This window comes from Hyphomicrobium sp. (genome assembly GCF_035548195.1).
Classification (GTDB): Bacteria; Pseudomonadota; Alphaproteobacteria; order Rhizobiales; family Hyphomicrobiaceae; genus Hyphomicrobium_B.
Map to the genome: position 1 here is coordinate 1 of NZ_DASZTY010000038.1, position 13,097 is coordinate 13,097.

The 13,097-nt window shown below is 58.9% G+C and carries 16 protein-coding genes; 14 read left to right on the plus strand and 2 right to left on the minus strand.

What is annotated here, in order from left to right; genetic code table 11:
• The 14 genes from VHB22_RS16095 to VHB22_RS16160 form a co-directional block, all read left to right on the plus strand.
• Positions 1 to 1,000: site-specific integrase (locus VHB22_RS16095; RefSeq protein WP_325458005.1), on the plus strand; the 1,000-nt coding region annotated here is incomplete at its 5' end.
• Positions 997 to 1,431 (plus strand): hypothetical protein, encoded by a 435-nt coding sequence (locus VHB22_RS16100; RefSeq protein ID WP_325458006.1) that lies wholly within the window; start codon positions 997 to 999, stop codon positions 1,429 to 1,431. The genes VHB22_RS16095 and VHB22_RS16100, both read left to right, overlap by 4 nt.
• An 84-nt stretch (positions 1,432 to 1,515) precedes the next feature.
• Positions 1,516 to 1,689, plus strand: coding sequence for a helix-turn-helix domain-containing protein (locus VHB22_RS16105; protein ID WP_325458007.1), 174 nt, complete (start codon positions 1,516 to 1,518; stop codon positions 1,687 to 1,689).
• Complete coding sequence (locus tag VHB22_RS16110) at positions 1,686 to 2,084, plus strand: hypothetical protein (protein ID WP_325458008.1); 399 nt, start codon at positions 1,686 to 1,688, stop codon at positions 2,082 to 2,084. Before VHB22_RS16105 ends, VHB22_RS16110 begins: the two co-directional genes overlap by 4 nt.
• A 225-nt stretch (positions 2,085 to 2,309) precedes the next feature.
• Positions 2,310 to 3,143, plus strand: coding sequence for a bifunctional DNA primase/polymerase (locus VHB22_RS16115; protein ID WP_325458009.1), 834 nt, complete (start codon positions 2,310 to 2,312; stop codon positions 3,141 to 3,143).
• Positions 3,136 to 4,176, plus strand: coding sequence for an AAA family ATPase (locus VHB22_RS16120; RefSeq protein WP_325458010.1), 1,041 nt, complete (start codon positions 3,136 to 3,138; stop codon positions 4,174 to 4,176). Before VHB22_RS16115 ends, VHB22_RS16120 begins: the two co-directional genes overlap by 8 nt.
• A gap of 128 nt (positions 4,177 to 4,304) precedes the next feature.
• Positions 4,305 to 4,952 (plus strand): hypothetical protein, encoded by a 648-nt coding sequence (locus tag VHB22_RS16125; RefSeq protein ID WP_325458011.1) that lies wholly within the window; start codon positions 4,305 to 4,307, stop codon positions 4,950 to 4,952.
• 62 nt (positions 4,953 to 5,014) lie between these two features.
• Positions 5,015 to 5,551, plus strand: coding sequence for a hypothetical protein (locus VHB22_RS16130; protein WP_325458012.1), 537 nt, complete (start codon positions 5,015 to 5,017; stop codon positions 5,549 to 5,551).
• Positions 5,544 to 7,163 carry a hypothetical protein gene (locus VHB22_RS16135; protein ID WP_325458013.1) on the plus strand — a complete coding sequence of 540 codons (1,620 nt, stop codon included), beginning with the start codon at positions 5,544 to 5,546 and terminating at the stop codon, positions 7,161 to 7,163. Before VHB22_RS16130 ends, VHB22_RS16135 begins: the two co-directional genes overlap by 8 nt.
• Positions 7,163 to 7,447 carry a hypothetical protein gene (locus tag VHB22_RS16140; RefSeq protein WP_325458014.1) on the plus strand — a complete coding sequence of 95 codons (285 nt, stop codon included), beginning with the start codon at positions 7,163 to 7,165 and terminating at the stop codon, positions 7,445 to 7,447. The genes VHB22_RS16135 and VHB22_RS16140 overlap by 1 nt, the downstream gene beginning before the upstream one ends.
• A 110-nt stretch (positions 7,448 to 7,557) precedes the next feature.
• Positions 7,558 to 8,187 (plus strand): hypothetical protein, encoded by a 630-nt coding sequence (locus VHB22_RS16145; protein WP_325458015.1) that lies wholly within the window; start codon positions 7,558 to 7,560, stop codon positions 8,185 to 8,187.
• A gap of 186 nt (positions 8,188 to 8,373) precedes the next feature.
• The gene (locus tag VHB22_RS16150) at positions 8,374 to 9,318 is read left to right on the plus strand and encodes a tyrosine-type recombinase/integrase (protein ID WP_325458016.1); all 945 of its coding nucleotides are present in this window, start codon (positions 8,374 to 8,376) and stop codon (positions 9,316 to 9,318) included.
• 226 nt (positions 9,319 to 9,544) lie between these two features.
• Entirely contained in the window at positions 9,545 to 10,378 is an 834-nt protein-coding gene (locus VHB22_RS16155; protein WP_325458017.1) for a type IV toxin-antitoxin system AbiEi family antitoxin domain-containing protein, read from the plus strand.
• Entirely contained in the window at positions 10,365 to 11,345 is a 981-nt protein-coding gene (locus VHB22_RS16160) for a nucleotidyl transferase AbiEii/AbiGii toxin family protein (protein ID WP_325458018.1), read from the plus strand. Before VHB22_RS16155 ends, VHB22_RS16160 begins: the two co-directional genes overlap by 14 nt.
• A 93-nt stretch (positions 11,346 to 11,438) precedes the next feature.
• On the opposite strand, the gene VHB22_RS16165 is transcribed toward VHB22_RS16160, so the two are convergent.
• Complete coding sequence (locus tag VHB22_RS16165) at positions 11,439 to 12,005, minus strand: hypothetical protein (protein WP_325458019.1); 567 nt, start codon at positions 12,003 to 12,005, stop codon at positions 11,439 to 11,441.
• A 4-nt stretch (positions 12,006 to 12,009) separates the two neighbouring features.
• A complete protein-coding gene (locus VHB22_RS16170) occupies positions 12,010 to 13,095 on the minus strand; it encodes a hypothetical protein (protein ID WP_325458020.1) in 1,086 nt (361 codons plus the stop codon).
• Between the last annotated feature and the right edge of the window lie 2 nt (positions 13,096 to 13,097).

Consider the following 13,097-nt stretch of genomic DNA (forward strand, 5'->3'; position numbering starts at 1 on the left):
CGGGCGCGACCCGTCCGTGCAGAAGCGACAGGAAAAGGTTGCGGCCCGGCTCGGTGGTGATGCGACATTCAAAGCGTTGGCTCTTGAGTATCTGAGCAATCAGCGCCACGCGCTCAGTCCCTATTATGCCGATCAGCTTCAGCGTCGGCTAGAGAGGGACATCTTTCCTTCCCTTGGTCGTCGTCCGATCGCAGAAATCGATGCGCTGGAATTGCTCGACGTATTGCGCAAGGTCGAGAAACGGGGCGCCTTGGAACAGGCCAAGCGTCTTCGACAGACCTGCGGACAGATTTTTCGGTATGCCGTCATCACTCGTCGCGCCAAGCACGACCCAACAAGCGGCCTGAAGGGCGCATTGAAGCCCAACGGTAGGCAGCAGCACCACCGCACGATGCCGCGAGACGAACTGCCAGCCTTTTTGCGCGCCCTCGATTCCTATGACGGTGATCCGCGCACAGCGATTGCACTGCGCCTTGTCGTGTTGACCTTCGTGCGAACTACTGAGTTGCGCGCGGCGCGCTGGGAGGAGTTCGAAGGCGTGGATGGCCGTGAACCGCTGTGGCGCATTCCGGCCGAGCGAATGAAGGCCCGGTTCGAGCACTTGGTGCCCTTGTCGGCTCAAGCCGTTGCGGCGCTCAAGGAACTTGCGGCCCTACCAGGATCTGACGCCAATGGCTTTCTATTCCCCTCGCCGTCTCGCGAAGGCTTCATGTCCAATAATACAATGCTCTATGCGCTTTATCGCCTGGGCTGGCATGGTCGCGCCACTGTCCACGGCTTTCGCGGCGTCGCCTCAACGATCCTCAATGAGATGGGCTTCAATCCTGATTGGATCGAGCGCCAACTAGCGCACGATGAGCGAGACGAGGTACGCGGTGCTTACAATTCCGCTCAGTACCTCTCAGGCAGGCGTCAGATGCTGCAGCACTGGGCCGACTGGCTCAAAGACATTCAATCATGCGGCAACGTCATCGTGCTACGCCGAGAAATTGCCGCATGATCAAGGACGATTGGACCGTTTTCATCAGGGATATCGACAAGCCTTTAACGGACGAGGAACGCGCCGAAGCGATCGCCGACGTGCTCAGGGCTGGAACACCTTCGCAGCTCTTCTGCCTATATCTCGCGGAGATGATACGACCTCTAAGCAATAACAAACTGAATGCGAGCTCGTGGCGCTTCAAGCTTTGCCGCAAGGAGAACGGGCGTCCGAAGGACACGTTCAGGCAAGTCGATTTTGAAATGGAGCACCTTGTCGATGTGGAGGGTCTATCCGTCGATGCTGCGGTGGCTGAGGTTCAGCGTCAGCACGGCATCAAGGGCAACAGCAAACGCAGTTGCGAAGCAGGTTTAAAGCGAGCGCAGGAATGGAGCCGCATGGCCCGAATGCTTGACGAGTGGGAGAGCAAGCCTCCGCAAAAAACAAAATAGTTTTCTGCGGTCGTTTATATTGGCGGCCCCGGCACCGAATAACTGAATGTTCTCTCCGAACCGAATGTGTTCGCGGAGAACCGTATGACCGAGAAACTTGCCTATTCGCCGAAGGAGGCCACAGAGGCCGCTCCAGTCGGGAGAACCTTTCTCTACGAAGCCATCAAAAGCGGCGCTCTCAAGACGCGAAAGTTGGGCCGCAAGCGTCTCATCCTGCGCGATGATCTGACGGCGTGGCTCAAGGGCCTCCCGACATGAGGCATACATCCGCGCTCGCGGGGTCTTTGTCGGCAACCGTCGCCCGCATCTATCTCCAGCGCGTTGGCATCTGTGCCAAAGGCCCGCTCTACGATACTTTCGAATTCGGCATCGATGGCAAGCCCGGCAATCGGCTGGCGATCCATTCGCGCATGCCGGCGCTCGACACCGCAAGGATTTGTGCGTACCGCGGACTGAAGGGCTTCCTAGAACTCTGGCGGCCTGGAGCGAAAGCTCCATGCATGATCGTCGCTGTCGAAGCAGCCGCAAAGCTCACTGTCATCGACTCAGCCGAGCAAGGACCTAGGTTCACCACCTGGAAGCCGTTTGATGCGGCATGCACTGGGATAGTGATTGCCGATCACCCCGCTGAGCTTGGAGCGGCTTCTGCATGATCGCCGCTACCTCACAGCCTGAAACCTCAGAAGTCGCCCAGAGCTCCGACGCTAACCGGGCAATCGCGTTTGCGCGTCAATCACACCGACCAAAACAAAAAGGCCGCTCGGGTTGCACCCCAAGACGGCCTGGAAATTCAGCATCAACTGGTGGTGGAAGCTTACACGCTTCCGCGTATATCCGCAACTGTCGCGGAGCCATCTCGACCAATCAAGAGGTCCAGCATGGCCCATTCTCCGTCTTTAGAAACTGAAGCACTCCGCTATTCCGGCGAGTTCGGCTGGCCTGTGTTCCCGCTTGCGGAAGGATCAAAAATTCCGCCGGCAGGCACCCGTGGCTTTCTCGATGCCGTCACCGATCCGCATGCAGTCGCGTCCGCTTTCTCCAGGTTCCCGCGCGCCAATATCGGCATCGCGACTGGCAATGGTTTGCTCGTTTTCGATATCGATGGACGGAACGGCGGCTTTGAAAGCATCGCATCGCTTAAAGCCGAGGGCCGACCGTTCGGGCATTGTCCCGTCGCGCGGACCGGCAACGGCGGTCGCCATCTCTACTTTGCCATTCACGAGCCGATTAAATGCCGAACGGGAATTTGGCCGGGCCTCGATATCAAGGCAGATGGCGGTTATGTCGTTGGGCCGCCTTCACGGATCGGCGCAAGCAAGTCGGGCACTGGAGGATCTTATGCCTGGCTGATCGATCCCTTCCGAACACCTTTGCCACCGATACCCGATTGGCTTTTGACGGAGCTTCGCCCGAAGGCGATCGCGGCAAAACCAATCGATTCATCCGGTTCGCCATTCTCTGCCGTACGTCGTCTCGACGGCCTTGCTCGCTTCGTTGCCGGTGCTGCCAGTGGCAGTCGTAACGCGGCACTCAATTGGGCGAGTTTCAAGGCAGCCGAGCTGATCAGACAAAATCAGATCGGCACTTCTGAAGTCGTCGGCACGTTGCGGACTGCCGCCCTCAATGCCGGCTTAGACATCCGCGAAATCACCGCAACAATCGAGAGCGGGTTGCACGCAGGCATCGAGAAAGGCGGTTCGGCGAATGTCTGACGATCTCTCAATTGTGGATGCAAACCACGCACTGGCAAACGGCTTCAATGCGCTGGGCGCCGATCCAACTGCGTATGCCCCTCGTCGTAAGCCCACTTGGCGGGACGACGCCTTCACAGCGAGGACGCTGCAGGCCCGCTCGTATCCGGAAATCAAGTTTATCGTTCCCGAGATAATTCCGGAGGGTCTATCGCTCCTCGTCGGCCGTCCGAAGATCGGCAAGTCTTGGTTCGCACTCGATATCGCGCTTTCTATCGCAGCCGGCAGGGTGTGCTTAGGCGATAAAGAGCCCGAGCCCGGCGATGTTCTGTACTGTGCTTTAGAGGACAACGAGCGTCGGCTGAAAAATCGGATCCGAAAAGTGTTACCTGGCTCGTCCGCATGGCCAGAGAGACTTACTCTCTCGACAAAATGGCGGCGCTTGAACGCTGGTGGCGTCCAGGACATCGCGGATTGGGCGTCTCATGTTGCGCGTCCCCGTCTGGTTCTTCTGGACACACTCGCCAATGTTCGGCCGATCTCGACGCAAGAGGGCTACGCTCAGGACTACAAGGCTCTCACTGATGTGCACCGAATAGCCAACGATCTGGGCATCGGCGTTGTCGCTCTGCATCATCAGCGGAAGGTCGATGCTGAGGATCCACTCGACACCGTTTCGGGCACGCTCGGCATCGTCGGCTGCGCCGACACAACCTTAATCCTCTCGAGCGGCAAGGGCGGAAAGACGCTCTACGTTCGCGGGCGAGACATCGAAGAAGCCGAGCACGCTGTGGAGTTTGACGCCGCGACCTGCCGTTGGCGCATCCTTGGGTCTGCCGACGATGTTAGACGCTCAGATACCCGGAAAAAGATCCTTGCCGCCTTACTTGAGCATGCGGACGTAATGGGCCCAAGGGAGATCGCCGAGGCGTCCAGGCTGCCAGAAAGCGTCGTCAAAGTCCGACTTGCCGACATGCTTCGCGACGGTGAAGTGCTCAAACGCGGTCACGGCAAATACGCTCACCCCAGCATCGGGGAGGCGTTACAATCGTGACTTCGTTACTTTCCGACCAAAAACCCCCATTTTGCGGCGTTCCTGCCGAGCCCAAAAGTAATGGACCATCTGAGCGGGACGTTACTCGTCACTCTGACGGCCGCTCCGATGTCAAAAGTAACGAAGTAATGGAAGTAACGGCATTTCTAATGGGAGGCTGGGACGGTCCAGTTGTCCAGTTGGAAATCCCGGGTCTTCCGGCCGTAGAAGGTCCGCCGAAGAAGCGCTGCTCATCCTGCTTCAGCGTCAAAGTTGTCAGTGAATTCTCTCGCGATCGATCTCAGCGTGACGGGCACTCGCGGATCTGCCGACAGTGCGACAGTGAGCAAGGACGGGAGCGCCGGCGCGAGAAGGGCGACCTTATTCGTGTCCGCGAGCGTCGTCGGTATGCCGCCAATCCCTACCGGCAGCGCCAGAAGGCCGCCCAACACCGTCGATCGGATCGAGGCAAAGCGATAAACCTGCTGGCCGTTCGCCGCTATCGGGAGCGGAACGAGCAAAAATATCAGGCGCACATCCGAGTTCGCCACGCCATTGCGGCCGGCACACTCGTTAAGGCCGATCGCTGTGAGTTTGCCAATCTAGGCGGATGTGCCGGCCGGATCGAAGCTCATCACGAAGATTATGACCGCCCGCTTGATGTGCGTTGGCTCTGCGTCGAGCATCACAACGAGCGTCATCACAAGCCGCGGACCTACTCGACCCCAACTCCGCTGTTCGATTTCGAGCAAGCGCTGGGTGAACCCGAGCCGCCGTTTCTGGAGGCTTCTGAGTAGTGAAATCCAATCCAGCAATCAGTGGCGTTGCGTCCGTCCCATAATCCCAGCAGGAGCCACCCATGGCGAAAGCCAAAACCACCAAACGCCGACCGCCGAAAAAGGCTGCCCGGCCACAGAAGCCGATCAGCAAGCCGATCGCAGCAGCAGTTGAGCCTCGGAAGATGGGGCGCCCCTCCCTCTACTCAGAGGAAATCGCCACCCGCATCTGCACCGAGATCGCGCTGGGCAAGTCGCTCGTCAAGATTTGCGAGACCGAAGACATGCCGTCGCGGACCACAGTGTTTCAATGGCTTGATAACAATATAGAGTTTCAGGACAGATACGCGCGCGCGAGGATGGCTCAGGCCGACACTTTCGCGGATCAGATCGTTGATCTAGCCGACGCCGCGGAGGATGCAAATCTCGCCCGGTTGCAGATAGACGCCCGGAAGTGGACGGCGGCCAAGCTCCGACCCAGCCGCTACAGCGAGCGCTTCCTGAACGAGCACACCGGCAAGGACGGTGCGCCGATCGCCGTCAAGCAGATCACCGCCGACATGACGCCTCAGGAAGCCGCCCAGGAATACGCCCGCAGCCTTGAGGCCGACGATGCTTGAGACATGGCCGCCGAACTACACAAGCGTCTTCGCCCAGCGCCAGAGCCGTCACAAGAAGCTCCGCTCGAACCTCATCGGCGCGAAGGAGTACTATCGGACGAGGCCGGTCGAGTTCATCGAACACTGGGTCTCGACGTACGATCCCCGCGTGACGGGTGGCGAACTGCCGTCGCGGCTGCCCTTCGTGCTCTTTCAGCGGCAGAAGGATCTGGTCGCGTTCCTACTTGCCTGTCTCGATGGTGAGGCCAACGGCCTGATCGAGAAATGCCGAGACGTCGGCGCCACCTGGGTCTGCTGCGCCTTCTCCGTATGGCTCTGGCTGTTCTGGCCTGGCGTCGCCGTGGGCTGGGGTTCTCGCAAGGAACAGCTCGTCGACAAGATCGGCGATCCAGATAGCATCTTCGAAAAGATGCGCATGATTATCCTCGGGTTGCCGCGAGAGTTCCTACCGGAAGGCTTCAGCACGAAGGACGATCTCGCTTATATGCGCATCATCAACCCGGAGACCGGGGCGACGATCACGGGCGAAGCTGGCGACAATATCGGGCGCGGCGGCCGTAAGCGCATCTACTTCAAAGACGAGAGCGCCCACTACGAGCGGCCTGAGAAGATCGAAGCGGCCTTGGCCGACAATACCCGCGTTCAGATCGACATCTCGTCGGTCAACGGTCTCGGAAACGTCTTCCATCGTCGCCGGGAAGCCGGACAGGAATGGCAGCCCGGCCGTCCCGTCTCGAAAACCAGTGCCAACATCTTTCTCATCGATTGGCGAGATCACCCGGCCAAGACACAAGCCTGGTACGACGAACGCAGGGCCAAGGCTCAATCGGACGGCCTGCTTCACGTCTTCGCCCAGGAGGTCGATCGCAACTATGCCGCCTCCATCGAGAACGTCATCATCCCGGCCGAGTGGGTCCGGTCTGCAATCGATGCACACCTAAAAGTTGGCTTCGGCGATGATGGCCTGTGGGTCGGCGCGCTCGATGTCGCTGACGGTGGCGGTGATCGGAATGCGCTCGCGCTGCGGAAGGGCTCGGTCTTGAAGCACGTCGAGGAGTGGGGCGAGCGTGATACCGGCCTCACAGCACGGCGCGCCGTGACCGCTTGCCAGAAGCTGGGGCCGGTTGATGTCCAGTACGATTGCATCGGCGTGGGATCAGGCGTGAAGGCCGAAACGAACCGGCTTCGAGATGAAGGCTTGATGCCCTATAGCGTCAATTTCATCCCTTGGGATGCCGGCGCCTCCCCACGCGACCCTGACAGCTTCGTCATCATCGGCGACTACAATTCGCCCCTCAACAAAGACTTTTACGGAAACATGAAGGCGCAGGGCTGGTGGCAACTTCGCCGTCGGTTCGAGAACACACATCGCGCCGTGACCGAGGGTCTTCGGCTGAGCGTAGATGACATGATCAGCATCCCGTCGAACCTTCCCCTGCTTCGTCAGCTTGAAAAAGAACTCAGTCAGCCAACGGCGAGCAAATCGGCGCGGATGAAACTTATCGTCGATAAATCTCCGGAAGGGACGAGATCACCGAACGTTGCCGATGCCGTGATGATGGCGTTCTGGCCGGCCAAGACGACCTTGACCTATGGTGAGTGGGTGAACTGATGCCAACGCACGCAGAAAGCATCCGAGCCTTCCGGCTCTACGAAAAGACGTCGAAGAACGGGAACACGTATCTGACTGGGCGCTGGGGCGGTGCCAAAGTCGCAGTCCTAAAATCACGTGATGTCGCCGACGACGGCAGCGCCATGTGGGATGTCTTGCTCAGCCCAGCGCCGGAGCGGGTAAAGCCGGAGGTCAGCAACACGACAGCGCATCCTTCGCCTCCAACTAATGGCCTTGTTCCAGAGCGGGGGCCGTCAAAGCTGAGCGACGAGATCCCCTTTTGAGACGCGGAAGCGGCTCCCTCAAAAGACCTTGTGTAAAACCTCAAGGCCACGTGTTGTTTATCGCACTACGAGTTAGCGTTGCTCAACTGATTCACAAGGGGGCGACGACGATGAGAGGCTTATCTGCTGCGATTGCCAGCGCCATATTCCTCTCGGGTTGTGCGTATGATGCGAAGCCCATCTCGACAGGCGCAGTCAACATTGTATCCAACCATTCGCAAAAGGCTCCCGGGCGCTATGCTCTCTACGTTGATCCCGGCGAGTTGAATAAAGTCATCCATCCGCGTGGCACAAACTGTGCCGCTCACTCTTATCCCCTCAATATGACCGATGGCTTCAAGTCATCCGTGCGAGCGACGCTCGCAAATATCTTCGATCAGGTCGAGGACGTGCCAACGCCCTTGCAGGGTCAAACCCTTCGTACCGCAGGTTATCGTGGGCAAATCATTGTCCGCGGGGAATCGATGGAAGGTCGGTTGATCGCTGTACCTGGGTTCTGGAATGCGACCATCTCGACGACAATTCAACTCGCGGCATCTATCACCGTCGACGGGCCTGACGGTCGATTGGTGGGCAAAACCCTCGAAGGCATGGCAGAGCGCGAGAGTGATGCAGGCGCACTTTGCTCTGGGGGAGCCGCGTCCGTCGAAGATGCTGCCACTGAAGCAATGCGAAAGCTTATGGTGCAGCTGGGTGAGACCGTCGCAAACACGGATAAGTTGTATCTGGCGTCGCGGTAAGCCCAATTTTAAACTTGGAAATAATCGGAAAGTCTGGAGTGTCTTCGCGCAACTTTCTGTGCCCAACAACTGCAGCACCCTCGCCTCCGGCCCCGTGAAACACACTTTTTGATGAGCGTGTCTTGCGCGAATCTGGTGCACTCCTATATGCTGATAATTACCGTTATCGGTATATATGAGGAAGCCATGATCGGAACTGAGTTGCAGATCATCCAGCCGGAACGAACGGAAATCGCTGGCTCGGACGCAGAGCGGCTTCCGACGATTCACACGACTGCTCGCCGTGACGATGAGCTGGTTTCGGTCTGGCTGAAATCCCATGCTGGCGGATCGCGTCACACGCTTCGAGCCTATGACCGGATTGGCCGCCGGTTCATCGCCGCAATCGAGAAAGCTGGCACCAATCTTCGGCGGGCGACGATCGACGATGTGCAGACGGCGCTCGAAGACATGCGGGTCAGGGAAGACGGATCGCCGGCAGCGGCCGCCACGGTCAATACGCAAGTCGCGGCAATCAAAGCCCTGCTCGGCTTCGCCCATCAGGTTGGATACACGACTTTCAACGTCGGCCCCCTGATCAAGCTCAAAAAGGCACCCCGAAAGCTCGCCCAGCGCATCATGCCGGAAGTCGAGATTCAGTTGCTCATCCGCGCCACCGCTGACAGCCGCCATCCCGAGCGCGATCGGGCCCTGTTCGAGACGGCCTACTACGGTGGCCTTCGCGTTTCCGAGCTAGCATCTCTCACCTGGGATCAAGTGATCTCACGCGAGACCGGCGAAGCTCAGCTCGCCGTCATCGGTAAAGGCGACAAGGACCGGCACGTCTTGATCCCGACCGAAGTGCACGAGCACCTGAAGGCAATTCGTAACGGCGCTCCCGTCTCGGCCCTCGTGTTCGGCATCAAGGAGCGCGAGATCAACCTACTGATCAAACGGACGGCAAAACGCGCTGGGGTGAATGAGGCGGCATCCGCCCATTGGTTCCGGCATGCTCATGCTTCCCACGCGCTCGACAACGGCGCTCCGATCTCCCTCGTCTCGCAGACACTCGGCCATGCCGACCTCAAGACGACTTCGGTCTACACACACGCCAAACCGAATGAGAGTTCGAGCCGGTATCTGAAGCGATGACTGGTCCGCTCTTTCTGTGAAGCGCTTTCCCGCTGCTATCTTCTAGCGCAGTCGGCGGTGTTCAGTGGCTGTGGCGCATATATAAACGCGGGATGGAATGGTTTTGACCATTGGTGCATGCATCGAATGCCGAGTTTGAATAATAACGATTTTACTAAGTTAAACTTAGCAAACTCACGCAATTACAAACTAGACGGGAGTTTGCAGATCAGTTATTTTACTAAGTATGCCTAAGCAAAAGCGGTCTTCCCTGAACTGGCTAGAGCAGCACCTTCCTGAGGGGCTAATCGTGGATTCCGCCTGGCTGGGGCGCCATGGGTATTCTACAAGCCTGCGTACCCAATACCTAAAGGCAGGATGGCTGCACCAGCCGGCACGCCGCGTCTATACCCGCCGCGACGCTCCGTTGTCCTGGCAGCAAGTCGTTATCTCCCTGCAGACATTGCTGGAACAGGATCTCGCCGTCGGCGGGCGAACCGCGCTCGAGCTGCAGGGCTTTGCCCATTACCTGCAGCAACAGGAGGGCGCGGTCTATCTGTATGGGCAGCGGCCACCCCCAACCTGGCTCAAGAACCTGCGCGCAAGCGCCTCTTTCGCTTACCGCAACGACAAAAAGCTATTCCGCGAATTGCGCGTCCCAGCGCTTCCGCGTGCGCTGACCATCGACCCGACCTCGAAGACGAAGCGGCACGACACGCTCACCCTCGTCTCGTGGGGTCAATGGAGCTGGCCCCTAGTATTGTCCAGTCCCGAGCGAGCCGTGCTGGAATTGCTCGACGAGCTTCCCAACCGCGAGTCATTCCATCAGGTGGACATGCTGATGGAGGGCTTGAGCACATTGAGCCCTGCTCGCCTGCAGGCGCTGCTCGTCGATTGCCACAGCGTGAAGGTCAAGCGCCTATTCTTTTTCTTTGCCGAACGCCACCAGCACGCTTGGCTGCGACGGCTCGACCGTAAGGCGGTCGACCTCGGCAGCGGAAGGCGCAGAATTGCCCGGGACGGAAAATTCGATGCCCGGCACCTCATCACAGTCCCGAAGGATCTCGATGGCGTTCGCTGACCATTACCGGCGCCAAGTCGCCCTGTTGCTCCGCACCTTGCCATACATCGCTAAGGAGAAGTGCTTCGCATTGAAGGGTGGCACCGCTATCAATCTCTTCGTGCGTGACCTGCCGCGCCTCTCCGTTGACATCGACCTTACCTACTTGCCGGTCTATGGCCGTAAGAAATCGCTGGGCGCTATCGACAAAGCGATGAAGCGCATTGAGGCCCGCATCAAAGCAGGACTCCGGACGGCGCGAGTCACCAGCAGCATCCACGAAGGCGCCGTCACCAAGCTCGTTGTGCGTGATGCTGGCGTGCAGATCAAGATCGAGGTAACTCCTGTCCTCAGAGGATGTGCCTTCGATGCAGAGCTTCGCGATGTATCCCAGGGCGTGGAGGAGATATTCGGCTTCGCCGAGATGCGCGTGGTCTCCTTTGCCGATCTCTACGCCGGAAAAATCATGGCCGCACTCGACCGGCAGCATCCCCGTGACTTGTTCGACATTCGCGATCTGCTGGCCAATGAAGGCATCGACGATGCGCTCCGCTCGGCCTTCATCGTCTACCTCGTCAGCCATCACCGGCCCATGGGCGAGGTTCTTGGGGCCGCGCCCAAGCCGATCGACGACGCGTTCGTAGCCGAGTTCGAGGGCATGACCGAAAATCCGGTGAGCAAGAAAGATCTTGTCGATGCGCGTCGCGCGCTCGTTGACGAAATCGTCGGCGCGATGCCTGAGCGCCACAAGCAATTCCTTATTGGCTTTGAGGCTGGCGAGCCAGATTGGACGCTGCTTGACGTCGAAAACGCCGCCAAGCTCCCGGCTGTTAAATGGCGCATGCAGAATCTCGACAGCATCACAAAGAATAAACGCATCGCACTCGTCACACGACTGGGCGAGGTGCTCGGCACTGAGGTGCCGGAGGCGCAATATACGCTCTTCGCCGAGAAACAAAGGAAGCCGCGCGCCAAGCGCAAGCGCTAGAACATCCGGCAAGGAGCGCGCAATGCGATTGACTGGTGTACGCGATCGGAAGGGATCAAATTAGGAAAGGAGACCGGTCGTAATAGTAAACTCTTATAGGCCTCCTTCGGCGCCAGCTTCATCGTACTTCATGTAATCCAGCTTGCAGCTTTGATCGCCGATTTGCATCAGCACGAGCACGTTCCCGTGCCGTTTATCCCACCATTTCGCAAAGCTGACGATCGGCGTTGCTGATGTCTTCGGCGGTCCATAGATATTCGAAAGTCTTCCCTGAAGCTTGGGGCAATCGGCTGGCGTTACAAGATGCAGATTCACGTGGCTAAGTTTGTTGCTAGGATCGAATAAAAAATTGATGTCGAAGTCAAAGCCTTGCGACTGATACTTTCCATCCAAAAGGTTTCGGGCCTCATCGGTGCCGTGCATCGCGGGATCTGAAGCAGTATGTGCCTTGTTCTTTGATGCGGCGATCACCTGATCAGGACTCATGCCCCAGCGAGTGTACTGCCAATTTGCGGCAGCTGGGCCTGACCAAACGGCCAACGCCACGCCGAAGAGTGACAGAGTTCTCATTGTTCCCCCGATTCCAAACCCTGAATTACCGCTGACCTTAGCCCGTTGGCCGTTTTCAACGTATTGCGGATGCGTCGATATCCACTGCACCGGCCTATTCCGTCCTAATAGCTACGCCGATTGCGCAGCCGTCCACGATTTTGATCCCGGCAGTGCGAAAGAGCTTGCCCAGCGCCGGAGCTATATCTTCGATCGGCAGCGGTTCTTTGTCGGTCTTCTGGCACCAGCCCTCGTATGCAGCGCGAAGATCGCTCGGCGATAGGCTGCAGCCTTGGCCCGGCCGCACCATCGCCACGCCGAACTGCTCGGCTTCATCATCAGGATTGCGGGACTTCGGTTTTGAGGACAGAAGCAAAGGCTTCCGATTGCTCTCCGCTTTCGACGACGGCACTTCTTCCAACACAATGGGTGCCGCAGCCTTTTGCGTTGTTTCTTCCTGTTTCCGGCCCATCTTCACCCCTAGCGCGATCAACGCCGACGCCGGCAGGTTGATCGAGAAGGATAGCGCGAGCGCTTCCAGCACGTCGAACAACCATTCCGGCACTCCTGTGTAGTCGGCTAGCGGCGTCGCGCTCTGCGGCGGTGGAAGAGCGGAAACGACGGCCTTCGCAATCTCAGCCCGCTTGGCGATCGCCGCGGACTGATCCGCTTCCTGCCGCGCAACATCAGCACGAGCTGCTTCAACTTCGCGCTGGGCTGCATCGACGGCGGATTGCAGAAGGAGCCGGCAATTCTGGCGGCATCCTCGCTCTGCCGACTTTTCTCGTACAGCTTTTTCGGCCTCTGCCTTCGCCGTCTCCGCAGCGTCAAGCCGAGAATGGTCCACCGGCTGAGGTGTGGCAGACTGCGCCTTGGCAAGCTCGTCGAGTGCCGCCTGTCGTTTGAGTTCGAGGGCGACCATCGGTGCGCGACTGGCTTCCCGTGCAGCGGTGACGCGCTGGGCCGTCTGGATCATCGCGCCACCCTCGCCCGCCAGCATCCCAAGTCCGACAACAACGGCGATGCCCGTATGCCCGCCCGCCAACGCCGTGCCCACAGCTGCGGCTCCGACAGCGAGAATAACCGCCATCGCGATCAATGCCGGTGCGCTCCCCGATTGGATGCCGCCCGACGCCATGACGGCCATGTAGCAGGACGCCGAAAGCGCGAGCAGCCCGGCTCCGATGTAGACCCAGCGCATCG